Origin of the sequence: Kitasatospora sp. NPDC089509 (genome assembly GCF_044749365.1) — a bacterium.
Taxonomy (GTDB): domain Bacteria; phylum Actinomycetota; class Actinomycetes; order Streptomycetales; family Streptomycetaceae; genus Kitasatospora.
The window spans coordinates 217,021-240,906 of sequence record NZ_JBIVHS010000004.1 but is presented as its reverse complement, the minus strand read 5'-3'; the positions used below and the strand labels follow the sequence as shown (position 1 = coordinate 240,906).

At 71.4% G+C, this 23,886-nt stretch carries 18 protein-coding genes; 6 read left to right on the top strand and 12 right to left on the bottom strand.

The window, feature by feature from the left end; genetic code table 11:
• Positions 1-5 precede the first annotated feature (5 nt).
• The 4 genes from ACIP4P_RS10755 to ACIP4P_RS10740 all read right to left on the bottom strand — a co-directional run bounded on the left by ACIP4P_RS10755 (position 6) and on the right by ACIP4P_RS10740 (position 3,413).
• Positions 6-626 (bottom strand): hypothetical protein, encoded by a 621-nt coding sequence (locus tag ACIP4P_RS10755; protein ID WP_400916819.1) that lies wholly within the window; start codon positions 624-626, stop codon positions 6-8.
• A 165-nt stretch (positions 627-791) separates the two neighbouring features.
• On the bottom strand, positions 792-1,472 hold the full coding sequence (locus ACIP4P_RS10750; RefSeq protein WP_400916817.1) for a response regulator: 681 nt from the start codon (positions 1,470-1,472) through the stop codon (positions 792-794).
• Complete coding sequence (locus ACIP4P_RS10745; protein ID WP_400916815.1) at positions 1,469-2,656, bottom strand: sensor histidine kinase; 1,188 nt, start codon at positions 2,654-2,656, stop codon at positions 1,469-1,471. The genes ACIP4P_RS10750 and ACIP4P_RS10745 overlap by 4 nt, the downstream gene beginning before the upstream one ends.
• An 82-nt stretch (positions 2,657-2,738) precedes the next feature.
• Positions 2,739-3,413, bottom strand: coding sequence for a DUF4097 family beta strand repeat-containing protein (locus ACIP4P_RS10740; RefSeq protein ID WP_400916813.1), 675 nt, complete (start codon positions 3,411-3,413; stop codon positions 2,739-2,741).
• Between the two features lie 222 nt (positions 3,414-3,635).
• Here ACIP4P_RS10740 and ACIP4P_RS10735 point away from each other — a divergent pair, with 222 nt between their 5' ends.
• The 6 genes from ACIP4P_RS10735 (at position 3,636) to ACIP4P_RS10710 (ending at position 10,308) form a co-directional block, all read left to right on the top strand.
• Complete coding sequence (locus ACIP4P_RS10735) at positions 3,636-4,355, top strand: Crp/Fnr family transcriptional regulator (protein WP_350511342.1); 720 nt, start codon at positions 3,636-3,638, stop codon at positions 4,353-4,355.
• A 111-nt stretch (positions 4,356-4,466) separates the two neighbouring features.
• A complete protein-coding gene (locus tag ACIP4P_RS10730; protein WP_400916811.1) occupies positions 4,467-5,252 on the top strand; it encodes a hypothetical protein in 786 nt (261 codons plus the stop codon).
• Entirely contained in the window at positions 5,249-7,444 is a 2,196-nt protein-coding gene (locus ACIP4P_RS10725) for a hypothetical protein (RefSeq protein WP_400916810.1), read from the top strand. The genes ACIP4P_RS10730 and ACIP4P_RS10725 overlap by 4 nt, the downstream gene beginning before the upstream one ends.
• A 41-nt stretch (positions 7,445-7,485) precedes the next feature.
• Positions 7,486-8,436: a hypothetical protein gene (locus ACIP4P_RS10720; protein WP_400916808.1), complete on the top strand. Its 951-nt coding sequence runs from the start codon at positions 7,486-7,488 to the stop codon at positions 8,434-8,436.
• A 17-nt stretch (positions 8,437-8,453) separates the two neighbouring features.
• Complete coding sequence (locus ACIP4P_RS10715) at positions 8,454-8,963, top strand: Pycsar system effector family protein (protein WP_350511346.1); 510 nt, start codon at positions 8,454-8,456, stop codon at positions 8,961-8,963.
• Between the two features lie 70 nt (positions 8,964-9,033).
• The gene (locus ACIP4P_RS10710) at positions 9,034-10,308 is read left to right on the top strand and encodes a M48 family metalloprotease (RefSeq protein WP_400916806.1); all 1,275 of its coding nucleotides are present in this window, start codon (positions 9,034-9,036) and stop codon (positions 10,306-10,308) included.
• Between the two features lie 99 nt (positions 10,309-10,407).
• Here ACIP4P_RS10710 and ACIP4P_RS10705 read toward each other — a convergent pair whose 3' ends face one another.
• The 8 genes from ACIP4P_RS10705 to ACIP4P_RS10670 form a co-directional block, all read right to left on the bottom strand.
• On the bottom strand, positions 10,408-14,301 hold the full coding sequence (locus tag ACIP4P_RS10705) for a DNA-directed RNA polymerase subunit beta' (protein ID WP_350511348.1): 3,894 nt from the start codon (positions 14,299-14,301) through the stop codon (positions 10,408-10,410).
• A 116-nt stretch (positions 14,302-14,417) separates the two neighbouring features.
• Complete coding sequence (rpoB, locus tag ACIP4P_RS10700; RefSeq protein WP_350511349.1) at positions 14,418-17,894, bottom strand: DNA-directed RNA polymerase subunit beta; 3,477 nt, start codon at positions 17,892-17,894, stop codon at positions 14,418-14,420.
• Between the two features lie 675 nt (positions 17,895-18,569).
• Complete coding sequence (gene rplL / locus ACIP4P_RS10695; protein WP_350511350.1) at positions 18,570-18,956, bottom strand: 50S ribosomal protein L7/L12; 387 nt, start codon at positions 18,954-18,956, stop codon at positions 18,570-18,572.
• Between the two features lie 90 nt (positions 18,957-19,046).
• A complete protein-coding gene (gene rplJ, locus ACIP4P_RS10690; RefSeq protein ID WP_350503606.1) occupies positions 19,047-19,610 on the bottom strand; it encodes a 50S ribosomal protein L10 in 564 nt (187 codons plus the stop codon).
• A 359-nt stretch (positions 19,611-19,969) separates the two neighbouring features.
• Positions 19,970-20,845: a hypothetical protein gene (locus ACIP4P_RS10685; protein ID WP_400916802.1), complete on the bottom strand. Its 876-nt coding sequence runs from the start codon at positions 20,843-20,845 to the stop codon at positions 19,970-19,972.
• Between the two features lie 122 nt (positions 20,846-20,967).
• Positions 20,968-21,906, bottom strand: a complete 939-nt coding sequence (locus tag ACIP4P_RS10680; protein ID WP_400916800.1) for a hypothetical protein — start codon at positions 21,904-21,906, stop codon at positions 20,968-20,970.
• A gap of 83 nt (positions 21,907-21,989) precedes the next feature.
• Positions 21,990-22,829: a hypothetical protein gene (locus tag ACIP4P_RS10675; protein WP_400916799.1), complete on the bottom strand. Its 840-nt coding sequence runs from the start codon at positions 22,827-22,829 to the stop codon at positions 21,990-21,992.
• 104 nt (positions 22,830-22,933) lie between these two features.
• Complete coding sequence (locus ACIP4P_RS10670; RefSeq protein ID WP_400916797.1) at positions 22,934-23,731, bottom strand: hypothetical protein; 798 nt, start codon at positions 23,729-23,731, stop codon at positions 22,934-22,936.
• Positions 23,732-23,886: the final 155 nt, after the last annotated feature.

Here is a 23,886-nt window from a genome sequence, read left to right as displayed (position 1 = left end):
CTTCCTCAGACCAGCGCCGCACGGGGCGCCGCGTCGAGCCGGACCAGCGGGGAGAGCGCCACCAGGTAGCAGGCGGCGGCGAGCGGGATGAAGGCCAGGTCGGCCCCGGAGGCGACGGTGCCGACCAGCATCAGCACCGGGCTCCACCAGCGCAGCGCCCGGCCGGCCCCCACCGAGGCCGCGACCAGCATCGCCAGCAGGCCGACGTAGAACAGCAGCGGGCCGATCTGGTAGACGGCCGGCAGCACCCCCGGCACGTCCTGCACCCGCTGGAACAGTCGCACCTGCTCGGCCTTGTCCGCCGCGGCCAGGCCGACGCACAGGTCGATCCCGATCTGCACCAGCGAGGCCGCCAGGCCCGCGAACGCCGTCCCCAGCGCGGTGTTCGCGGCCAGCCGCCCGGCGGTGGTGCCGCGCGGGGCGAGCAGCCGGCGCAGGGCGAGCAGCACCGGGGCGAACAGCAGCAGGCCGGCGAACATCGCGGTGTGCCCGGTGGTCCAGCCGAGGCCGGGCTCGCGGGAGCCGGGCACCAGGCGGATGCCGCCGTAGAGGGCCATCAGGGCGGGGGCGCCGACGGCGGCGTAGGCGGTGCGGCGGCTGGTACCGCTGGTACGGCTGGCGTTCATCTGACGATCTCCTGTGGTGTCCCCGGCCCCGAGTCCATGGGCCGCGTCCCGTTCCGACACCCCAGAGCCTTCCGGCCGGACCCCTCGTCGCGGATCGCCCGCACCGGCGAACCCGGCCCCTCCCCCGCGCGGGGGAGCAGCCCGGACGTCAGCCCAGGAGTCGGCTCAGGACTCCCCCGCCACCACCGCCCCGGCCTCGTACGCGAACACCACCGCGTGCACCCGGTCGCGCAGCCCGAGCTTGCTCAGCACATTGCTGACGTGGGTCTTCACCGTGTGCTCGCTGACCACCAGTTCGGCCGCGATCTCCGCGTTGGACAGCCCGCGCGCGATCAACCGCAGCGTCTCCTGCTCCCGTACGGTCAGCTGCTCCAGCAGCCTGGACGGCGGCCGCACCGCCCGCTCCCGGCCGCCCGGGCGGCGGGCCGCGAACTCGCCGATCAGCCGCCTGGTCACCGAGGGGGCGAGCAGCGCCTCCCCGGAGGCCACCATCCGCACCCCGTGCGCCAGGTCGTCCCGCCGGACGTCCTTCAGCAGGAAGCCGCTGGCGCCCGCGTACAGCGCGTCGAAGACGTAGTCGTCGACGTCGAAGGTGGTCAGCATGATCACCTTGGTGGCCGGGAACTCCGCGCACACCCGGCGGGCCGCCTCCAGGCCGTCCATCACCGGCATCCGGACGTCCAGCAGCAGCACGTCCGGGGTGTGCGCCCGCACCGCCTCGACGGCCTCGGCGCCGTCGCGGGCCTCGGCCACCACCTCGATGTCCGGCTGGGCGTCCAGGATCATCCCGAACCCGGCCCGCACCAGCTCCTGGTCGTCCGCGACCACCACCCGTATCGGCGTCATCCGCCCACCCTCTCCACCACGCCCGTCGGCCCCAGCGGCAGCCGGACACTCACCAGGAAACCCCTGCCCTCCGGGCCCGGACCGGCCTCCGCCCGGCCACCGCAGGCCGCCGCGCGCTCACGGATGCCGACCAGCCCGCGCCCGCCGGACCAGCCGGCCACCGTACGGTCGGCGGTCAGCGGCACCCCGCGTCCGTTGTCGGAGACCAGCACCTCCAGCACCTCTCCGGCCCGCCGCACCCGGATCGCGACCCGGTCGGCCCCGGAGTGCTTGACGGTGTTGGTCAGCGCCTCCTGCACGATCCGGTACCCGGTCGCCTCCACGTCGGCCGGCAACCCGGCCAGCCCGTCGGCGAGTTCGAGATCCACCCGGAGGCCCGCCGTACGCACCCGCTCGGCCACCTCGACGAGTTCCGCCAGCCGGGGCTGCGGCGCCAGCTCCCGCCCCGCCTCCGGGTCCTTCAACACCCCGAGCACCCGCCGCAGTTGGACCATCGCGTCGCGGCCCGAGTCGGCGATGGTGTCGAAGGCGCGGATCGCCCGGTCCGGGTTGTCGCGCACCACCAGCGGCCCGGCCTCGGCCTGGATCACCATCAGCGAGACGGCGTGCGCCAGGATGTCGTGCATCTCCCGGGCGATCCGGGCCCGCTCCTCGGCGACCGCCCGGGCCGCGTCACTGGCCGCCCGCACCCCGGCCTCCCGGGCCCGCTCCGCCTGCATCCGGGCCAGCTCCCGCTGGGTGCGCACCAGGGCCCCGAAGACGAAGGAGCCGCCCGAGGTCAGCACGCTGAACAGCGCGCCGTTCGGCGAGTGGGTGCCGAGCACGTTGGCGACCACCACCACCGCCAGCACCGGCCAGCGCTGCCGGTCGGGGAAGCGCTCCGCCACCGTGTACATCCCGATCACCGCGTACAGCGGCACCTGCGGGTTCGCCGAGTGCGCCACCACCGACAGCACCAGCGAGGGCACGCTGGCGACCACCAGCCAGGCCAACGTGGCGCGCCGGCGCCACGGCAGGAACATCGCGGTGGACACCGCCAGCAGGTACACCCACCACGGCCAGTGGGTGTCGTCGTTGTAGACCGCCCAGACCGACACCCCCGCCGAGCCGGCCGCCAGCAAGGTGTCCAGCACGTACGGGCTCAGCCCGGCCGTCCGGCTCCGCCACCACGCAGCGCGCTCCACCCGCGTACCTCCCCCGTACCCGGGGGCCCCGCCCCCGCGGAGAAGATCATGCCCTACCGGCAGAACCTCCGGCAGCGCCCGGTCAGACACCGCTGACCGTCACGCCGCCGGTCTCCGCCCGCGCGGTGATGGTGTGCGCCGCGCCCGGCCGCGACGGGACGCCCACGTCCGCCCTGCCCGACCCCGCCTGCGCGTCCACCGCGTACGCCTCCCCGGAGGGCACCCGCAGCCGCACCCCGCCGTTGCCCACCCGGGCGTCCAGCGTCGCCGGCGCCGCCGCGAAGTCGGCCCGCACCCCGCCGTTGGTCGCGCTCAGGTGCACCGTCGGGGAGGTCAGCCCGGTGGCCTCCACCCCGCCGTTCTCCACCGCGGCGTCCACCTGGGCGGCCAGCCCGGTCAGGTGCACCCCGCCGTTCTCCGCCTTGATCCGCACCTTGGTGCCGGCCGGCACCCGCACCCGGTACCCGACCCCGCAGGAACCGCAGCTGTACGCCAGCCGCAGCACGCCGTCCTTCACCTCGTGGGTGGTCCTCGGCTCCGCACCTCGGTAGGTCTGGTGCTCGACCACCTGGACCGAGTCGCCCCCGCCGGTCACCTCCACCCCGCCGTCCTCCCCGTCGACCACCAGCTCCCGGACCGGCTCGGCCACCCCGTAACCCACGGTCCGGTGCTCGTCCGATCCGAACGACGGCAGGCACCCCTGCATCCCCAGCACCACCGCCGCCGTGATCGCCACCGCGCCCAGCACCCGCTTCATGTCCGGCCCCCTTCACGAGCCCCGTCATCCCGACACCGGCCACCCTCCCCCGGCCTCCCCCGCCGCCGCCTCCCCCGCCGGAGCGGTTCAGCCGGCTCCCCCACCAGGGGGAGGACGGGCAATTCCCGGAATCCCCGGCGGCGCCGCCGCTCCGCCGGTAGCTTGTTTGCCCGCGCTCAACCTCCCAACCTCCCGGCGGAAGACCACAAGGGCTGATCAGGCATGGCCAACACGCCGTCCGGCGGACCAGGTCCCGCGACCGGTCACGGCCTCGACGACCGCGTCCCCTTCCTGGCCCGGCTCGACCACGCCGACCGCACCGCCCTGCTCGCCCTCGGCCGCCGGCTCGACTACCCCGCGCGCTCCACCGCACTGCGCGAGGGCGAGCCCTCCGACCACGTCCTGCTCGTGCTGCACGGCTGGCTGAAGGTCACCGCCGCCGCCGAGAACGGCTACGAGGCGCTGCTCGCCCTGCGCGGACCGGGCGACATCGTCGGCGAGTCCGCCGCCCTCAGCGGCCGCCCCCGGGCCGCCACCGTCACCGCCCTGGAAGACGTCCAGGCCGCCGCCGTCGACCGGGCCGCCTTCACCGGATACCTCCGGAGCACTCCCGCCGCCTCGATGCAGCTGCTGGCCCTCGCCACCGACCGGCTGCGCGCGGCCGACCACCACCGGCTGAAGTTCGCCTCGCTCACCGTCAGCGAACGGCTCGCCGACCTGCTGCTGGAACTCGCCCGCACCCACGGCCGCCGCACCCCCGAGGGCATCCTCGTCTCCGTCCCGCTCAGCCAGCAGGAACTGGCCGGCTCGGTCGGCGCCTCCCGGGAAGCCGTCGCCCGACTGCTCAAGTCCCTGCGCGACCGCGGCATCGTCGTCACCAGCCGCCGCTCGCTGGTCGTCGCACGCCCCGACCTGCTCCGGAGGCCCGGTCAACTCCGCTGATCCGCACCGAGGTTCTGTGCACACCGTCACAGAGCGAGTACCTCAACGACGCTCACACCCGGACGCCCACGCCGGGCAGGCTGAGCCGCGACGACCAACCGAGAGGCGACCATGACCGACCCGGTGAACCACACCATCCTGCTGCTGGACATCGAACAGTTCGGCCGGCGGGACGACGTCGAGCAGGCCTTCATGCGCCGGATGCTCTACTCCGTCCTGCACGAGACGCTGCGCAGCGCCGGAGTCGAACCCGCCGACCAGCGCCTGGAGGACCGCGGGGACGGCGTGATGGTCCTGATCAGCCCCACCGTGCCCAAACCCCGGCTGCTGAACGCCCTGATCAGCGAGACCCCCGTGCTGCTGCGCGCCAACAACCGGCTCGCGGCCGACAGCGCCCGGGTACGGCTGCGGATGGTGCTCGCCACCGGCGAGGTGGCCGTCCAGGAACTCGGCGGCGCCCTCGGCGGCGCGGTCGGCTGGGACCTCAACCAGGCCTACCGACTGCTCGACTCCCCCGGCCTGCGCGCCCTGCTGCAGCACCTCGACGAGCCCTGCGCGCTCGCCGTCTCCGACGCGCTCTACCAGGGCACCGTCCGCCACGGCCACGGCGGCCTGGCCCCGGAGGCGTTCCACCAGGTCACCGTCCCGGGCAAGGAGGGCGACTTCCCGGCCTGGCTGCACGGCGCCCCCGCACCGGCCGCCACCCCGGCCCCCGTCGCCGCCCCGGCCGCCCAGGCCCCGCAGGCCCCGCAGACCGCCGCCCCCGCCACCTTCCAGTTCCTCGGCGGCTCCCCGTCCTTCGGCGGCAACCTGATCGGCGGCGACCAGCACACCGTCTCCGGCGGCGTGGTCAACGGCGACGTCAACACCGGCAACACGATCGGCGGCGACCGATGACCACCGCGGCCGAGCCCCTGGAGCAGGAGGACGAACTCCAGGAAGCTCCGCCCGAAGAGCCCCAGAACGCCTTCGAGGCCGTCCAGGAACTGCTGGAACACGTCCCGGACTCCTTCGCCGGCCGCAACTACCTCTTCGCGGGCGGCGCCCCCGGCTTCGGCGGCGACCTCATCGGCGGCGACCGGCACACCGTCTCCGGCGGCCAGGTCCACGGCGACGTCGTCACCGGCTCCAAGACCACGATCTACCAGGTCGGCGGCGCTTCGCTGCATGCTTCCGGAGAAGTCCCTGACGAGGAACTCACCGAGCTGGCCGATGTCTTCTGCCCCGGGGAGGAATTCCACAATGCGCTGCGCCAGCTGCGCGAGCGCCGGGTCCTGATCCTCACCGGCCGTCCCGACACCGGCCGCCGGTCCGCCGCACTGATGCTGTTGTACGAGCTGGGCGTCCGCCGGATCCGCAACCTGGACCCCGACGTCTCCCCCACGGGACTGCTCAACGGCGTCGAGTCGGCCGGGGGATACCTGCTCGCCGACTACGCGACCTCCCGCAGCCGCCCGCTGCGCCGCCCCGACCTCGACCGCCTCCGCGAGACGCTCGTCAAGCAGAACAGCTACCTCGTCATCACCACGATCCGCTCCAGCGCGACCCGTACGCTCCCCACCGTCGACTGGCTACCGCCCGACCTCGGGCGGGTACTCGACGCCCACCTCCGCTCGGTGCAGGGTGACGATTCCGTCGTCGACCGACTGCTCGACCTGGACCTCGTGGAGGAGTTCCTGGCCAAGTACCCGCCGATCCTGGAAGTGGCGGAGTTCGCAGCCAAGTTGGCCCACCACTATCCCTGGTCCAAAAAGCCTGCCGAGCTCACCGACTTCGGCCAAGGTGTCGTCCAGGACCAGATCGGCCGCTGGTTCGGCGACCCCGAACTCCCCCTCCAGGACAAGGCCTTCCTGATCTCCCTCGCCGTCTTCGACCACGCCCCCTACACCCTCGCCGCCGAGTGCGCCGACAAGCTCTTCCGCCGCCTGGAGACCATCCGCACCCCCGGACGCCCGGACGGCATCCCGCCGTTCGGCAGCTCGGTCGAGGACCGGATGGCCCTCGCCCGCGCCGAGCTCACCGAGGAGACCGAGCAGACCCCCTGGGGCCCGGTCCCCCAGCGGATGGCCTCCTTCCTGGACCCCCGCACCTCCCCGACCCTCCTCCGCGAGGTCTGGACCGGTCATCCCTCCGCCCGCCCCGCGATCACCGGCTGGCTGAACGCCCTGGCCATCGACACCCGCGCCCTGGTCCGGACCCGGGTCGCCTCCACCACCGCCCTGCTGGCCTCCGTCGACCTCTCCGCCGCCATGAGCGGGCTGCTCACCCCCTGGTCCGGTGCCAAGGACTTCCGGCTCTGCCTCCAGGCCGCCAACAGCCTGGCCCTCGCCTACCACGCGGGCACCGCCGCCGTCCCGCGCATCCTGCGCAGCTGGGCCGGTGACGACAACGCCCGCCGCCGCTGGACGGCGATCCGCGGCTACGCCCTGCTCGGCCCGCTGCTGCCCGCCCAGGCCCTGGAGGCCTTCGCGCTGGCCGCCGAACGGCTGAGCGCCGGCGAGCTCGACCAGCTGGCCGCCAAGCTCCGGCTCGACCACCGGGCCCCGGCCGCCGGGCCGGCCGACCACCACCAGGTGCTCGGTCTGCTCGAAGCGGCCGAACTGCTGCTGCTGTCCACCGAGGCCGAGCAGGCCCTGCGCGCGCTGGTCGGCTGGCTCTCCGGCCCGGCGGCCCTGCGGCAGCTGGCCCTGGCCACCTTCCTGACCACCGCGCAGCGTACCGAGGACACCGCCGTGGGCCGTCCGCTGCTGCTGGACTGGTACGCCCGGAGCCCGCACCCCGAGCCCGGTGGCGTACCGAGCGTCACGATGCTGGCCGCTCCGGAGGGGCCCGCCCCGGTCCGGACGCTGCTGGTCGCCCTGTGGCGTACGGCGCTGGAGGACCCGCACTACCGCGACGCCGCCCTCGGCGTCCTGCGCGGCTGGCTGATCGGCGCCGCCGACCAGCCCGAGACCACCGCGCAGCTCACCGAGCTCTTCGACGACCTGGCCGTCACCGAACGCGACCGCCGGCGGCTCGACCACCTGGTCCGCACCGTCCGGACCAGCGGCACCGGCGGCCCGGTGACCCCGGCGCTGCCCGGCCGCTGACCCGCACCATCCGACCCGTCCCGATCCTGGAGCACCCGCGCATGTCGGCACGACACCGCCCCGACCTCCCCGCCGGCGACCTCGTCGACCCGGTCCTGACGGTCCACCCGCTCGGCCGCACGCTCGGCCTGCCCAAGCGGCCGGCCGCCCGCGCCGACACCGCCCTGGTCCTGACCACGCCGTCCGGCGACCACCAGGTCTACCTCCCGCCGCACCGCCCGGGCTTCAGCGACCTGGTCGGCCGCGCCTACCAGGCCGCGTTCGAGGTCGACCTCGGCCTGCACCACCTGCGGATGGAGGAGCGGCTGCCCGGCCGGGACGACGTCGGCGCCTTCGAGGCCGTGGTGGAGGTCGACTGGCAGGTCTCGGCCGCGGAGCTGGTCGTCGCCGCCCAGGTCCGCAACGTCCCGGCCGTGCTGGTCCCGCGGCTCCGGCAGCGGATGCGGGCGGTCGCCCGCCACCTCTCCACCGACCAGAGCGGCGAGGCCGAGAGCGCCGTCCAGCAGGCGCTGGACGAGTTCCCGGTGGCCGAGGCCGAGGGCCTGCGGGTGCGCTGCGCCGTCCAGTTGGACATCGACCAGGCCGCCCGGGAGCAGAAGGAGCGGTTGCGCGGCTACCACTTCGACACCCAGGCCCACCCGCACGCCCTGCGGCAGGTGCAGGAGGCGAACGAGGTCCTCGCCGCGAAGGCGAAGTTCTACCGGTACCACCTGGAGCAGGGCGGGGTGACCGCCTGGGCCCTCCAGGTCGCCGCGCACCCCGAGGACCTGCCGCGGGCGCTCGGCTACCTGGACGACGAGCAGCAGCAGCTGGTCCAGGGCCAGCTCCAGGTGATCCAACGGCTGCTCGACCAGAACGCCCTGGAGGACTTCGAGTTGGAGGGCCCGCGCCAGGACGCGCGGGCCGCGCTGGAGGCGATCCTGCGCCACCGGCCCGCCGGCCCCGGTGCGCCCCGGCTCGACAAGGGCCCGAATCCGCCGCTCGCGCCGTGACCCCGAGGAGTTCCGCCGTGTCCGACCCTCCCACCCCGATACCGTCCCCGCCCGGCGCCGCCCTGCTCGCCGAGCTGCGCGCCGAGATCGCCCGCGCGGACAGCAAGGCCGCGGTCCTGGTGGCCGCCCTCGGCGTGATCGTCGGGGTGCTCGGCGGCCTGCTCACCAGCACCGGCTGGGCTCCGCAGCGGCTCTCCGGCGCCGCCAAGGCGTTGCTGGCCCTCGGCGGCCTGGGCATCGCCGTCTCGCTGGTCTCGTTGCTGTTCGCGGTGCTGCCCCGGTTCCGGCACAGCACCTGGCGGCCGGGCCGCCCGCTCGGCTACTTCGGGGACATCCGGCTGGCCGCCGAGCAGGGGCTGCTCGCCGACGCCCTGGCCGACACCGAACGGCTGGCCGCCGAGGCGGTCCGCACCGCGCTCGCGGAGAACAGCCTGATCGTCTCGCGGAAGCACTCCTGGGTCCGGATCGGCATCCTCACCTTCGGCGCCGGCCTGTTCCCGCTGGTCACGGCCCTGTTCCTGGGCTGACCCGTCCCGCACACCCGTCCACCGCCGTACGGACGCCGCTGTCGCGCGCGTCCCGTCCCAAGGACTCGTCATGACCGAACCGACCTACCCGGACGCCCCGCCGCCGCAGTACCCCGGCACCGCTCCCGAGTACCCGACCGTCCCGCCCCAGCACCCGCAGGCCGCTCCCCCGTACCCGGGCGCCGCCCCGCAGTACCCCAGCACCGCCCCACCCCAGTACCCGACCGCTACCCCGCCCGAGTACCCGGCCGTCCCGCCCCAGCACACCCCACCGCAGCACCCCCAGCACCCGCCCCGCGTCCCCGCCCAGGGCCCCACCCCGCCGCCCGCACCGCCGCTCACCCCTCCCCCGGCCCCGCCGCAGCCCCCCACCCTCGACCCCACCGTCCACATCACCCCGCACACCGGCCGGGTCCACCTGGCCGCCCGCCAACGCGGCGCCGATGTCACCACGATCGGCCAACTGGCCTTCCAGCTCCCGCACTTCGTCTGCAGCCTGCTGGTCGTCACGCTGGTCTCGCTGCTCCTCCCCGAGCCGCTCGGCTACGTGCTGATCGGCCTCTGGATCGCCTCCGGCGCCCTGGTCTTCCACCGCCCGAGCGAGAAGGTCCTCGCCCGCTACCTGTTCCGGATGCGCCCGGCCCTGCACTCCGAGCTGACCCGCCTGGAGCCGATCTGGTACCAGGTGACGGCCAAGGCCGGGGTGAGCCCGCAGGCGTACGACCTGTGGATCGAGGACCACCAGGCCATCAACGCGACCGCCGCCGCCGGGCACATCGTCGGCGTCACCCGGTACGCGCTGGAGACCCTCCCCGACGCCCAGCTGGCCGCCGTGCTCGCCCATGAGCTCGGCCACCACCGCGGCGGCCACGCCTGGGCGACCCTGCTCGGCTACTGGTACTCGCTGCCGGCCCGGACCGCCTGGGCGCTGTTCCGTCTCGCGGCGGTCCTGGCGTTCCGGATCGCCTCGGTGTTCTCGCTGCTCGGTGCGCTCGTGGTCGGGCTGGTCGCCCTGGTCGTGGTGGTCGCCGTGGCCCTCTCGTTCCCGCCGCTGCTGCTGGTCCTGGTGACGCCCTACCTGCTGGCCGCGGTCGGCCGCCGCTCCGAGCTGCGGGCGGACGTCCACGCGGCCGAGCTCGGTTTCGCCGACGCCATGATCGAGGTCTTCCACGGCTTCCTGCGGGACGAGCAGCAGGCCCTGGCGATGGCCGCGCGGGAGAACGGCGGCCGGGCGGTCGCCCCCGGCCTGGGCGCCCGGCTGCTCTCCAGCCACCCGGACACCCACACCCGGATCCGCCGCCTGGAGGACTGGCGCGCCGCGGCCGCCACCGCGGCCCAGCGCTGAGGAACCCGCCGAGAAACCCACTGAAAACGCCGCAGGGCGGCCACCCCGTGAGGGGTGACCGCCCTGCGATCAGCGGCCGTCGCCGGCCGAGGAGCTGACTCAGCCGGTGTACGGGCCGTAGTCGTAGTCGTCCAGCGGAACCGCCTGGCCGGAGCCGGCGCCGAAGGGCGACAGGTCGTAGTCGTCGTAGCCGACGGCCGAGTACATGGCGGCCTTGGCCTCCTCGGTCGGCTCGACCCGGATGTTGCGGTAGCGGGGCAGACCCGTACCGGCCGGGATGAGCTTACCGAGGATGACGTTCTCCTTGAGGCCCAGCAGCGGGTCCGACTTGGCGTGGATCGCCGCGTCGGTGAGGACCCGGGTCGTCTCCTGGAAGGAGGCGGCCGACAGCCAGGACTCGGTGGCCAGCGAGGCCTTGGTGATACCCATCAGCTGCGGACGGCCGGAGGCGGGGTGACCGCCCTCGGCGACCACGCGACGGTTCTCGGTCTCGAAGCGGCCGCGCTCGACGAGCTCGCCCGGGAGCAGCTCGGCGTCGCCCGACTCGATGATCGTCACGCGGCGGAGCATCTGCCGGATGATGATCTCGATGTGCTTGTCGTGGATCGACACGCCCTGCGAGTTGTAGACCTTCTGGACCTCGGCGACCAGGTGGATCTGGACGGCACGCTGGCCCATGATCCGCAGGACGTCGTGCGGGTTGGTGGCACCCATGGTCAGCTTCTGGCCGACCTCGACCGCCTCGCCCTCGCTGACCAGCAGCTTCACACGCTTGGAGACCGGGTAGGCGATCTCCTCGCTGCCGTCGTCCGGCGTGATGACGATCTTGCGGGTCTTCTCGGTGTCCTCGATCCGCGCGCGGCCGGTGGCCTCGGAGATCGGGGCCACACCCTTGGGGGTACGGGCCTCGAAGAGCTCGACGACACGCGGCAGACCCTGGGTGATGTCGTCACCGGCCACACCACCGGTGTGGAAGGTACGCATGGTCAGCTGGGTGCCGGGCTCACCGATGGACTGGGCGGCGATGATGCCGACCGCCTCACCGATGTCGACCAGCTTGCCGGTGGCCAGCGAGCGCCCGTAGCAGAAGGCACAGGTGCCGACGGCCGACTCACAGGTCAGGATCGAGCGGGTCTTGACCTCGCCGATGCCGTGGCGGATCAGCTCGTCGATCAGCACGTCACCGAGGTCGGTGTTGGCGGTGGCCAGCAGCTTGCCGTCGACGGTGATGTCCTCGGCGAGCATGCGGGCGTACACGCTGGTCTCGACGTCGTCGGCCTTGCGCAGCACGCCGTCGGCGCCCACGGAGCCGATCGCCAGCTTCAGGCCGCGCTCGGTGCCGCAGTCCTCCTCGCGAATGATGACGTCCTGGGAGACGTCGACCAGACGACGGGTGAGGTAGCCGGAGTCGGCGGTACGGAGGGCGGTGTCGGCCAGACCCTTACGGGCACCGTGGGTGGAGATGAAGTACTCCAGCACGGTGAGACCCTCACGGAACGACGCCTTGATGGGTCGCGGGATGGTCTCGTTCTTGGCGTTCGACACCAGACCACGCATACCGGCGATCTGGCGCATCTGCATCATGTTTCCACGAGCACCCGAGTCGACCATCATGAAGATGGGGTTCGTCTTCGGGAAGTTCTCGTTCATGGCCTCGGCGACCTCGTTGGTCGCCTGGGTCCAGATGCCGATGAGCTCCTGCTTGCGCTCGTCGTTGGTGATCAGGCCGCGCTCGTACTGACGCTGGACCTTCTCCGCCTTCGCCTCGTAGCCCTCAAGGATCTGGGGCTTGTTCGGCGGGACGACGACGTCGGAGATCGAGACGGTGACACCCGAGCGGGTCGACCAGTGGAAGCCGGACGCCTTCAGGTTGTCCAGGGTCGCCGCGACGACGACCTTGGGGTAGCGCTCCGCCAGGTCGTTGACGATCGCGGAGAGCTGCTTCTTGCCCACCTCGTAGTCGACGAACGGGTAGTCCTCGGGCAGCAGCTCGTTGAAGAGCGCGCGGCCCAGGGTGGTCTTCAGGCGGAAGGGCTCGCCGTCGAACCAGTTCGACTGGCCCTCCTCGTCCACCGGCGGGGTCCAGCCGCGGGGCGGGACGGTGCCGGCGCCGAGGCGCAGCTCGATCGGGGCCTGGACGTCCAGCTCGCGGGCGTCGAAGGCCATGATCGCCTCGGCGGTCGACGAGAAGGTGCGGCCGGCGCCCTTCACGTTCTCGCGGTCCGAGGTCAGGAAGAACAGACCGAGCACCATGTCCTGGGTCGGCATGGTGACGGGGCGACCGTCGGCCGGCTTCAGGATGTTGTTCGAGGACAGCATCAGGATGCGGGCCTCGGCCTGCGCCTCCGCGGAGAGCGGCAGGTGGACGGCCATCTGGTCACCGTCGAAGTCCGCGTTGAACGCGGTGCAGACGAGCGGGTGGATCTGGATGGCCTTGCCCTCGACCAGCTGCGGCTCGAAGGCCTGGATGCCGAGGCGGTGCAGGGTGGGCGCACGGTTCAGCAGGACCGGGTGCTCGGCGATGACCTCTTCGAGCACGTCCCACACGACCGGGCGGGCGCGCTCGACCATGCGCTTGGCCGACTTGATGTTCTGCGCGTGGTTCAGGTCGACCAGGCGCTTCATCACGAACGGCTTGAAGAGCTCCAGCGCCATGGCCTTGGGCAGACCGCACTGGTGCAGCTTGAGCTGCGGGCCGACGACGATGACCGAACGGGCCGAGTAGTCGACTCGCTTGCCGAGCAGGTTCTGACGGAAACGACCCTGCTTGCCCTTCAGCATGTCGCTGAGGGACTTCAGGGGCCGGTTGCCCGGGCCGGTGACCGGACGACCGCGGCGGCCGTTGTCGAACAGCGCGTCGACGGCCTCCTGGAGCATGCGCTTCTCGTTGTTCACGATGATCTCGGGGGCACCGAGGTCGAGCAGGCGCTTCAGGCGGTTGTTGCGGTTGATCACGCGGCGGTACAGGTCGTTCAGGTCGGAGGTCGCGAAGCGGCCACCGTCCAGCTGCACCATCGGACGCAGGTCCGGCGGGATGACCGGGACGCAGTCCAGGACCATGCCGTTCGGCTTGTTGCTGGTCTGCAGGAACGCGGAGACGACCTTGAGGCGCTTGAGCGCACGGGTCTTCTTCTGGCCCTTGCCGGTGCGGATGATCTCGCGGAGGCGCTCGGCCTCCTCCGCCAGGTCGAAGGTCTCCAGGCGGTCCTTGAGGGCCGCGGCGCCCATCGAGCCGGAGAAGTAGGTGCCGAAGCGGTCGCGCAGCTCGCGGTAGAGCAGCTCGTCGCCCTCCAGGTCCTGGACCTTGAGGTTCTTGAAGCGGGCCCACACCTCGTCGAGGCGGTCGAGCTCGCGCTGCGCGCGGTCGCGCAGCTGCTTCATCTCGCGCTCGGCGCCCTCGCGCACCTTGCGGCGCACGTCGGCCTTGGCGCCCTCGGCCTCCAGCTCGGCCAGGTCGGTCTCGGCCTTCTTGGCGCGGCCTTCGAGGTCGGAGTCGCGGCGGTTCTCGATCTGCTGGCGCTCGACCGAGACGTGCGCCTCCAGGGACGGCAGGTCGCGCTGGCGGCGCTCGTCGTCGACCCAGGTGATCATGTAGGCGGCGAAGTAGATGACCTTCTCGAGGTCCTTCGGCGCCAGGTCGAGCAGGTAGCCGAGGCGGGACGGCACACCCTTGAAGTACCAGATGTGGGTGACCGGGGCGGCCAGCTCGATGTGGCCCATCCGCTCACGACGCACCTTGGCGCGGGTCACCTCGACGCCGCAGCGCTCACAGATGATGCCCTTGAAGCGGACGCGCTTGTACTTACCGCAGTAGCACTCCCAGTCCCGGGTCGGACCGAAGATCTTCTCGCAGAAGAGTCCGTCCTTTTCGGGCTTCAGGGTGCGGTAGTTGATGGTCTCCGGCTTCTTGACCTCGCCGTGCGACCACTGGCGGATGTCGTCGGCGGTGGCCAGGCCGATGCGGAGCTCGTCGAAGAAGTTGACGTCAAGCACTGGTCGTCAAGCCCTCTTTCGTGATTCGAGAGTTTGTCTGTGGTCTGAGGGGGGCCTGGGGGCGGGCCGGCTGCACGCTCTGTTTGATTCAGGAGCGCGAGCCGGCCCGACCTCCGTCAGACCTCTTCGACGCTGCTCGGCTCGCGCCGGGACAGGTCGATGCCGAGCTCTTCGGCGGCGCGGAAGACGTCCTCGTCGGAGTCCCGCATCTCGATGGACTGGCCGTCCGAGGACAGCACCTCCACGTTGAGGCAGAGCGACTGCATTTCCTTGATGAGCACCTTGAAGGACTCGGGAATGCCGGGCTCGGGGATGTTCTCGCCCTTGACGATGGCCTCGTAGACCTTCACGCGGCCGAGGACGTCGTCGGACTTGATGGTGAGCAGCTCCTGCAGCGCGTACGCGGCGCCGTACGCCTCAAGGGCCCACACCTCCATCTCACCGAAGCGCTGACCACCGAACTGCGCCTTACCACCGAGCGGCTGCTGGGTGATCATCGAGTACGGACCGGTCGAACGGGCGTGCAGCTTGTCGTCGACCAGGTGGTGCAGCTTGAGGATGTACATGTAGCCGACCGAGACCGGCATCGGGAACGGCTCGCCGGAGCGGCCGTCGAACAGCCGGGCCTTGCCGGTGGAGTTCACCAGGCGCTCACCGTCACGGGTGAGGATGGTGTTGTCCAGCAGGCCGGTGATCTCGTCCTCGCGGGCGCCGTCGAAGACCGGGGTGGCGAGGTTGGTGCCACCCTCGACCTGGTCCGCGCCGATCGCCTGGAGGCGCTGGGCCCACTCGTCGGCGAGGCCGGAGACGTCCCAGCCCTGCTTGGCGAGCCACCCGAGGTGGATCTCCAGGACCTGTCCCGGGTTCATTCGGGACGGGACACCCAGCGGGTTGAGGATGATGTCGACCGGGGTGCCGTCCTCGAGGAAGGGCATGTCCTCGACCGGAAGGATCTTGGAGATGACACCCTTGTTGCCGTGACGGCCGGCGAGCTTGTCACCGTTGGTGATCTTGCGCTTCTGGGCCACGTAGACGCGGACCAGCTGGTTCACGCCCGGCGGGAGCTCGTCGCCCTCTTCGCGGTCGAAGACGCGGACGCCGATGACCTTGCCGGACTCACCGTGCGGGACCTTCAGCGAGGTGTCGCGGACCTCACGGGCCTTCTCGCCGAAGATCGCGCGGAGCAGGCGCTCCTCGGGGGTCAGCTCGGTCTCACCCTTCGGGGTGACCTTGCCGACGAGGATGTCACCGGTGACGACGTCGGCGCCGATCCGGATGATGCCGCGCTCGTCGAGGTCGGCGAGGACCTCCTCGGAGACGTTCGGGATGTCCCGGGTGATCTCCTCGGGGCCGAGCTTGGTGTCACGGGCGTCGACCTCGTGCTCCTCGATGTGGATCGAGGAGAGGACGTCGTCCTGCACGAGGCGCTGCGACAGGATGATCGCGTCCTCGTAGTTGTGACCCTCCCACGACATGAACGCCACGAGCAGGTTCTTGCCGAGGGCCATCTCGCCCTCGTCGGTGCACGGGCCGTCGGCCAGCACCTGGTTGACCTCGACCCGGGCGCCCTCGTCCACGAGCACCTTCTGGTTGAAGGCGGTGCCCTGGTTGGAGCGGGTGAACTTGGCGGCGCGGTACGTGGTGTACGTGCCGTCGTCGTTGGCCACGGTGACGTAGTCGGCCGAGACCTCCTGCACCACACCGGACTTCTCGGCGGTGATGACGTCCGCGGCGTCGACGGCGCAGCGGTACTCCATGCCGGTGCCGACCAGCGGGGCCTCGCTCTTCAGCAGCGGCACCGCCTGGCGCATCATGTTGGAGCCCATGAGCGCGCGGTTGGCGTCGTCGTGCTCGAGGAACGGGATCATGGCGGTCGCGACCGACACCATCTGGCGCGGCGAGACGTCCATGTAGTCGATCTCGGAGCCCGGGATGTAGTCGATCTCGCCACCACGGCGGCGGACCAGGACACGCGGCTCGGCGAAGTGCAGGTCCGCGGTCAGCGGGGCGTTCGCCTGGGCGATGACGTAGCGGTCCTCCTCGTCGGCGGTGAGGTAGTCCACCTTCTCGGTGACCACACCGTCGACGACCTTGCGGTACGGGGTCTCGATGAAGCCGAAGGCGTTGACCCGGCCGTACGAGGCCAGCGACCCGATCAGACCGATGTTCGGGCCTTCCGGGGTCTCGATCGGACACATGCGGCCGTAGTGCGAGGGGTGCACGTCACGGACCTCGAAGCCGGCGCGCTCACGGGAGAGACCACCGGGACCGAGGGCGGACAGACGACGCTTGTGGGTCAGGCCCGACAGCGGGTTCGTCTGGTCCATGAACTGCGACAGCTGGCTGGTGCCGAAGAACTCCTTGATGGAGGCGACGACCGGCCGGATGTTGATCAGGGTCTGCGGCGTGATCGCCTCGACGTCCTGGGTGGTCATGCGCTCGCGCACGACGCGCTCCATACGGGCGAGACCCGTACGGACCTGGTTCTGGATGAGCTCGCCGACGTTGCGCAGGCGGCGGTTGCCGAAGTGGTCGATGTCGTCGACCTCGACCACGATGTCGCGGCCGGTCTCGTCACGCCACTCGGTCTCGCCCGCGTGCAGCTTCACCAGGTACTTGATCGCACCGATGATGTCGGGCTCGGTGAGCACGCCGGAGTCCAGCGACTCGGCGTTGCCCAGCTTGCGGTTGAGCTTGTACCGGCCGACCTTGGCCAGGTCGTAACGCTTCGGGTTGAAGTACAGGTTCTCCAGAAGCGTCTGCGCGGCCTCGCGCGTCGGCGGCTCGCCGGGACGCAGCTTGCGGTAGATGTCCAGCAGCGCGTCGTCCTGGCCCTGGGTGTGGTCCTTCTCCAGGGTGTTGCGCATCGACTCGTACTCGCCGAACTCCTCGAGAATCATCTCGTTGGTCCAGCCGAGAGCCTTCAGCAGCACGGTGACGGACTGCTTGCGCTTGCGGTCGATGCGGACACCGACCATGTCGCGCTTGTCGATCTCCATCTCCAGCCAGGCACCACGCGAGGGGATGACCTTGCAGGAGTAGATGTCCTTGTCGGACACCTTGTCCAGGGTGGAGTCGAAGTACACACCCGGGGAGCGGACCAGCTGCGAGACGACGACACGCTCGGTGCCGTTGATCACGAACGTGCCCTTGTGGGTCATGAGCGGGAAATCGCCCATGAAGACCGTCTGAGACTTGATCTCACCGGTCTCGTTGTTGGTGAACTCGGCCGTGACGAAGAGCGGGGCCGCGTACGTGAAGTCGCGGTCCTTGCACTCGTCAATCGAGTTCTTCGGCGGCTCGAAACGGTGGTCGCGGAAGGTCAGCGACATCGACCCGCTGAAGTCCTCGATCGGGGAGATCTCCTCGAAGATCTCCTCCAGACCGGACTTGGTGGGGACGTCCTGACCGGACTCCAGCGCCTGCTCGACCCGGGACTTCCAGGCCGCGTTGCCGAGCAGCCAGTCAAAGCTCTCGGTCTGCAGGGCCAGGAGGTTCGGGACCTCGAGGGGCTCCTTGATCTTCGCGAACGAGACGCGGAGCGGGGCGGTGGATGCGGCGGAATTGTTCGAGGCGTTGCGCGGCGCGGCCAAGAGGGGGGTCCTTCCGAGGGCTCGGAGCTCACTACGCGCGTACCAGCCGGGCCTGCTTGGGCCTGGGTTCCGCCTCCCTCGCCACTGGCCTCCGCCGGGGTCGAAACCCCAGGTCAGAGCCGCTTTGCGGAGGCGGTGCCAGACCCCATCAGGGCAACGCAAACTCCGGGCGACGAGTCACGGAGAAGCTAACAGGCAGCGCAAAGGGACAGTGTAGCCAAAGGCGACACTGCTGTCCAGCTCTGATTCGGAAACCGAATCGGAGACTCCTCCCGGTAGCCGGCGGACGCGAACGCCCACCGGGTACTGCTCTAACTCACGTGGAGTCATTTCCCGCCGGAGCCGCTGGTTATGCATCCAGCCGCACACCAACCCGGGCGGACTCGCGCCTTGAGAATCGCGCGCCTCGCCAGGTTCGTCAAGGGCCCGCCGGCGGCGCGGACCTCGACCCGTCTATCGGCCCAGACCCCTCCGGCGTTACAGAAGCCGTGGTCGGGGCCACTCTCGATGACGGTGATCACCATACTCCTCACCGCCGACAGTGCCGAGTGCGCGATCGGCCACACCGGTGGTTCCCCCGCCGCCCCGGCCGGGCCCCGGGAACGCAAAAGGCCGGGCCGATCACCCGCAAGGGTGATCGGCCCGGCCTCAGGCCCCCTCAGAGGGGGCGAGAAGTCACTTGACGGTGACCTTGGCGCCGGCACCCTCGAGGGCGGCCTTGGCCTTCTCGGCAACGTCCTTGGCAACCTTCTCCAGGACCTTGGCACCAGCGGTGTCAACGAGGTCCTTGGCCTCCTTCAGGCCGAGGGAGGTCAGGGTGCGCACCTCCTTGATGACCTGGATCTTCTTGTCGCCGGCACCATCGAGGATGACGTCGAACTCGTCCTGCTCCTCGACGGCCTCAGCGGCGCCACCGGCGGCGCCACCAACGGCGGCAACGGCGACCGGGGCGGCAGCGGTGACGTCGAACTTCTCCTCGAAGGCCTTCACGAAGGCAGCGAGCTCGATGAGGGTGAGCTCCTCGAACTGCGCGAGCAGCTCGTCCTGGGACAGCTTCGCCATGATTGGCGTCCTTCCACTAAATCGGCAGGTGGTGCCGGATGTACGGGATGGCGGGCGTACGGGCCCGCAGCGAGGCGTGAGCCTGCCGAATTACTCGGCGGCCGCGTCCTCGGCGGCGGGAGCCGGCGTACCGGCACCGCCCTGCTCGACCTTGTCGCGCAGCGCGTCCACAGTGCGGACGAGCTTCGACGGCAGGGCCTGGAAGAGCGCGGCAGCCTGGGACTGCTTGGCCTTCAGGGCACCCGCCAGCTTGGCGAGCAGCACCTCGCGGGACTCGAGGTCCGCGAGCTTCTTGATCTCATCGGCGGACAGCGCCTTACCGTCAAGGACACCGCCCTTGATGATGAGAGCGGGGTTCTCCTTGGCGAAGTCACGCAGAGCCTTCGCCGACTCCACCGGGTCACCGGTGACGAAGGCAACAGCCGTCGGACCGTTGAACAGGTCGTCCAGCTCGGAGATCCCGGCCTCGTTGGCCGCGATCTTGGTCAGCGTGTTCTTCACCACGGCGTACTCGGCGTTGTCGCCGAGCGAGCGACGCAGGGTCTTGACCTGCTTCACCGAGAGACCGCGGTACTCGGTCAGCAGCGCCGCGGAGGAGCCACGGAACTTGTCCGTGATCTCGGCGACGGCGGCAGCCTTGTCGGGCCTGGCCATAGGCTTACGCCTCCTTCCGTGATGTCGAAGTCCGGCCGACCGCGAAGTCGACCATTCACACCTCGAACCGACCGGAACGGAAGGAAAGCCCCTGCAAAATGCAATGAGCCCCGATGCGCAGGCGCACGGGGCTCGAAACGACCTCTACGGGCAGTCGCGCGGACGCGGCACCCGGAAATCGAAGCTCCAGACACACCTGCGCGGGCTGCCTGCGACGAATCGCAGATCCTTCGGCCTCCGGCTCCCTGACGGGGGCGCGGCGACAACCAGCGGTCTTTGGCTTCGGCAACAGTAACCGGACTCGTCCGGACGACGCAAATCGCCCTCGGACGGGTGAACCCGGCAGGGCGCGGTGGGGCTCAGCGGGCCAGTGGGGAGACCGTCCGGACGCCGGTGTCCACGGTGTCGGTCTCGGCCGGGGCCTGGGCCGAGAGCAGCGCGCCGGCCGGGTCGGAGTAGACCACCGAGTCGTCGGCCCGGCCGCTGTCCCCGGTGCCGGTGCGCTGGAGCCGGACCAGCTGGTCCTTGTCGTTCAGCCAGAGGTCCAGGGTGAGCGAGACCGAACCGCCGGGGGCCAGCGCGGCCCGCAGGCCGTCCCGTCGGGCCTGGGTCAGCTGGGACTGGGCGGCCGCGTACTTCTCCGCGGTGGTGGTCACCCGGTAGTGCTCGACGGTCGAGTCCTCGTACTTCTCCTCGCCGACGAAGCTCGGCTCCATCCCGTCGGCGTTGGCCGCGGCCAACGCCTCGACCGGGTTGAGCAGATCGATCAGCCCCGCGTACGGGACCTCCTTGTGCCCGTCCGGGTCGGGCTGGACGGTGAACCGCTCCCAGTGCTTGCCGCCGTTCTTCGCCGCGGTGGCCGCGTCGCCACCCTGGTAGCCGACGGTGTCCACGACGATCAGCTGCTCGGCGTCGCCCGGGGTGGAGCGCTTGATCTGCAGCGCCGTCTTGGGGGCCCAGAACAGCGGACCGGAGCCGGCGTCCGCGCCCAGCCGGTAGCTGACCTTGGCCCGGCGGGCGGTCTGCATGGCCAGCTGGGCGGAGAGCAGCACCCCGTGCGGCGAACGGTCGGTCGGCTTGGCCGGTCCGGTCGGGGTGGCGGTGGTGGCGGGGGCGCTGCTGGTGCTGGCGCCGGCCGACGGCGTCGCGGGCGCCTCGCCGCCGCCGCAACCGGTCAGCCCGCTCGCGAGCACCGCGACCACGGCCAGGGCCGCCAGCCGCCGCCGTCCCGCCATCGTCCGTTCCTCTCTCACCGGGCCACCTTGCCATCCGGACCCGGCCCGGCCGGTGGCGGCCCCCTGGTCGGGCCGCCCCGGCGCCGGTCCGTCCACCGGGACGGACCAGTCGGGTGCCGGGATCAGCTGCCGGAGCCGGCCTTCTTGCCGAGCTTCGCCAGGTCGGCCATCTCGATCGTGTCGGCCTTGTCGGGCGCGGTCGTGGCGATCGGGGTGCCGTAGTCGGAGTAGGTGACGCCGAAGGTCATCCGGCCGGCCTTGGTGTCCGCCTGCCCGGTCTGCTTCAGCACCAGCTGGTCGGAGTCCACCCAGACGTCGATCGCCTCGGTGGTGATCCCCGCGGTAGCCAGCTTCTGCTTCATCTGGTCGACCTGCTCCGGGGTCATCTTGCTGCCGTTGGCCGCCACCAGGTCGGCGACCTTCAGCGTGCCGGCGTAGTGGGTGGCCTGCTTGCCGTCCACCGTCTCCTTCCCGATCTCGGTCACGCTGCCGGAGGCGATCAGGGTCTGCACCGCCTCGACCGGGTCGGCCTTCCGCATCTGGTCGGCGCTATTGGCGCCACCCTGCATCTTGGACATGTCGTCGAAGCCGATGTGCACCCAGTGCCGCCCGTCGGTCGACTGCAGGAGCTGGCCACCGAGCTTCATGTACATGCCGTCCTTGACGAACCGGTACGTGAACGCCGAACTGCCCATGCTGCTGGTCAGCTGCTCGGCACCGGGCAGGCTGGACATGTCCACGGTCAGGTCGCCCTGGAGGCCGTCGGCCCAGCCGATGGACCCGTCGATCTTCATCGGGATGCCACCGACGGTGACCTCTTCGGTGATCTTGGCCGACTTCGCCTCGCTCGTCTTCTTGCTGACCTGCTCCAGGAAGACCGCCGGGCTCACCTTGGCCGGCGGGGTGGTCGGGGCGGCGGCGGTGGTCGCGGCCGCCGCGGCGGTGCCGGTCGCGGCCGGGGCGGCGTTCTTGCCGTCCGAGTCGTTGTTGTTGCAGGCGGTCGCGGTCAGCGCCAGGGCGGCGAGGACGACGGCGACGGCGGTCTTGCGGGTTCCAGCCATGGTGTTCCCCCCTTGAGAACCCCCGGGCGCGCTACGCGCCCGGGGTGGTAGCCGGTGGTCGGTGCGGTCGGTTCCGGGCCTGCTCAGCCGAACAGCTTGAGCAGGTCGGCCTGGGAGCCGAGGTCGCCGGCGGCGGGCGCCTCGACCTTGCCGCCCTTGCCGAGGTCGGAGTACTTCACGGTGACGGCCTTGGAGGCGCCGTTGGAGTCGCCGTACTCCTGGTACTGGACGAGCTCCTGCTTGTCGTTCAGCCAGAAGTCGACGGTGAGGGTCTTGCCGTCCTCCTCCAGCGTCTTCTGGACGGACTGGCGCTGCTCCGCCGTGAGCGAGGTCATCCCGGCGACCAGGGTGGCGGTGTCCTCGACGGCCCGCAGGTGGGTGGTCTGGACGCCGTCCACGCTCTCCTGGCCGACCTTGCTCGGCTTGCCGCTGGCGGCCGCGATGGTGAGCTGGGTGACCGGGTTCATCATCTGGCCCATCACCGCGAAGGCGCCGCCCATCTCCTCCGAGTTGGGCACCTGGATCCAGTGCTTCCCCTGGAGGGCCGCGGCATCGTCGCTGCCGATGTAGGCGTCCGCCCCGATCACCCGGATCTTGAGCTTCTTGCCCTCCATGTCGCCGGTCACGTCCAGGGCGACCTTGGCCGGGTCCTTCCAGTCGGCGGTGCCGCTGCCGCCCGGGTTGGAGGCGTCCGGGGAGGTCATGGCGACCTTGCCGTTGCCCGCCTTCTGCATCACCAGGGCGGCGGCCGCGAGGGCGGCCTTCGGGTCCGCGGGCGCTCCGGCCGCGGCGGCGGCCGCACCGGCGTCCTTGCCGTCGCCGGCCGAGGCCTTGTTGTCGCTCTTGCCGCTGCCGCAGGCGGTGAGCGCGGCCAGCAGGACGGCGGCGGTCGCGACGGTCGAGGCGAGACGGACAACGCGCATGGAGGTACCCCCGGTAAGTTCATCGGAAGAGCCGGTCATCGGCTTCTTCTCAGCGGACTCTAACGGATCGCCGGAACCGGACCGCACCGGATTTCCCGCTCCGGTCACCCGGTCGCGGTGGGCGTCGTCTCCCCCGACCCGGAGGGTGAGACATCGGTCGTGGTCACCGTGGTTCCGGCACTCCCCCGGGCCGTCTCACGCAGCCTCAACAGCCGCTGGCCGGGCCCGACCCAGACGTCGTAGCCGATCTCCGCGACCCCTCGCCGGCGGTACCAGTCGACCACCGAGGTGAGCTGACCCGGGCTCAACTCCCGGTCCGCGCCGAAGTAGTCGGCCACCGGGGCGGCCCCCTGGTAGTGCGCGACGGTGGTCCCGGCCAGCTGCTCGCCGCCGAGCGAGCGCAGCCGGTCGGTCTGGGCCATCCCGTACGCCCGACTGCCCGGGTTGGTGACCAGCGCGGTCATCCAGCCGCCCGCGTAGCCAGTCGGGTCGGGGGCGCCCGGGTCGGCGGCGGCCGCCGGGTCGAGCGACTCCGCGGTGGCGCGCTCCGCGTGCTTGGTCGCGCCGCCCTGGTACGCCAGGTCGAACGCGCCGTCCCGGAGGGTCAGCCGCCCGCTGCCCAGTTCGTCGGTGACGGTCAGCTCGGCCTCGTCCCGGTCGCCCCAGACCAGCGTGCCGCTCGCGGTGCGCCGGCTGCCGTCCGGGCCCTCCCGGACCAGGTCGATCCGGGCCCCGCCGGTGTCGTCCAGCGCCTGGGCGGCGGTGAGCACCACCTGCTTGGGCGGGATCGGCGCCGGCTCACCGGGGACGCGGGTGCCCGGGACGGCCAGCACGCTGCATCCGGTGGTGGCGCCGAGCAGCAGCAGGGCCGCCGCGAGCACGGCGGGGCGAAGGGAGGGCACGGCACGCTCCGACGGTCACGGGTTCTCCACATGATCTGACCGGCAGAGCGTACGACGACTCGGTCAGCCGTTCCCATCCGCCCCGGGAAAAGCCCCGGAGGAACGACGACGGCGGGCCCGCACCCCCGGTGAAGGGGGTACGGGCCCGCCGTACG

What these genes read in the sequence shown, in the direction of transcription:
- ACIP4P_RS10675 (WP_400916799.1), bottom strand. Translation starts at nt 22,829, where the DNA reads ATGCGCGTTGTCCGTCTCGCCTCGACCGTCGCGACCGCCGCCGTCCTG.
- ACIP4P_RS10680 (WP_400916800.1), bottom strand. Translation starts at nt 21,906, where the DNA reads ATGGCTGGAACCCGCAAGACCGCCGTCGCCGTCGTCCTCGCCGCCCTG.
- ACIP4P_RS10755 (WP_400916819.1), bottom strand. Translation starts at nt 626, where the DNA reads ATGAACGCCAGCCGTACCAGCGGTACCAGCCGCCGCACCGCCTACGCC.
- ACIP4P_RS10725 (WP_400916810.1), top strand. Translation starts at nt 5,249, where the DNA reads ATGACCACCGCGGCCGAGCCCCTGGAGCAGGAGGACGAACTCCAGGAA.
- ACIP4P_RS10710 (WP_400916806.1), top strand. Translation starts at nt 9,034, where the DNA reads ATGACCGAACCGACCTACCCGGACGCCCCGCCGCCGCAGTACCCCGGC.
- ACIP4P_RS10735 (WP_350511342.1), top strand. Translation starts at nt 3,636, where the DNA reads ATGGCCAACACGCCGTCCGGCGGACCAGGTCCCGCGACCGGTCACGGC.
- rplJ (WP_350503606.1), bottom strand. Translation starts at nt 19,610, where the DNA reads ATGGCCAGGCCCGACAAGGCTGCCGCCGTCGCCGAGATCACGGACAAG.
- rplL (WP_350511350.1), bottom strand. Translation starts at nt 18,956, where the DNA reads ATGGCGAAGCTGTCCCAGGACGAGCTGCTCGCGCAGTTCGAGGAGCTC.
- ACIP4P_RS10740 (WP_400916813.1), bottom strand. Translation starts at nt 3,413, where the DNA reads ATGAAGCGGGTGCTGGGCGCGGTGGCGATCACGGCGGCGGTGGTGCTG.
- ACIP4P_RS10685 (WP_400916802.1), bottom strand. Translation starts at nt 20,845, where the DNA reads ATGGCGGGACGGCGGCGGCTGGCGGCCCTGGCCGTGGTCGCGGTGCTC.
- ACIP4P_RS10730 (WP_400916811.1), top strand. Translation starts at nt 4,467, where the DNA reads ATGACCGACCCGGTGAACCACACCATCCTGCTGCTGGACATCGAACAG.
- ACIP4P_RS10750 (WP_400916817.1), bottom strand. Translation starts at nt 1,472, where the DNA reads ATGACGCCGATACGGGTGGTGGTCGCGGACGACCAGGAGCTGGTGCGG.
- ACIP4P_RS10720 (WP_400916808.1), top strand. Translation starts at nt 7,486, where the DNA reads ATGTCGGCACGACACCGCCCCGACCTCCCCGCCGGCGACCTCGTCGAC.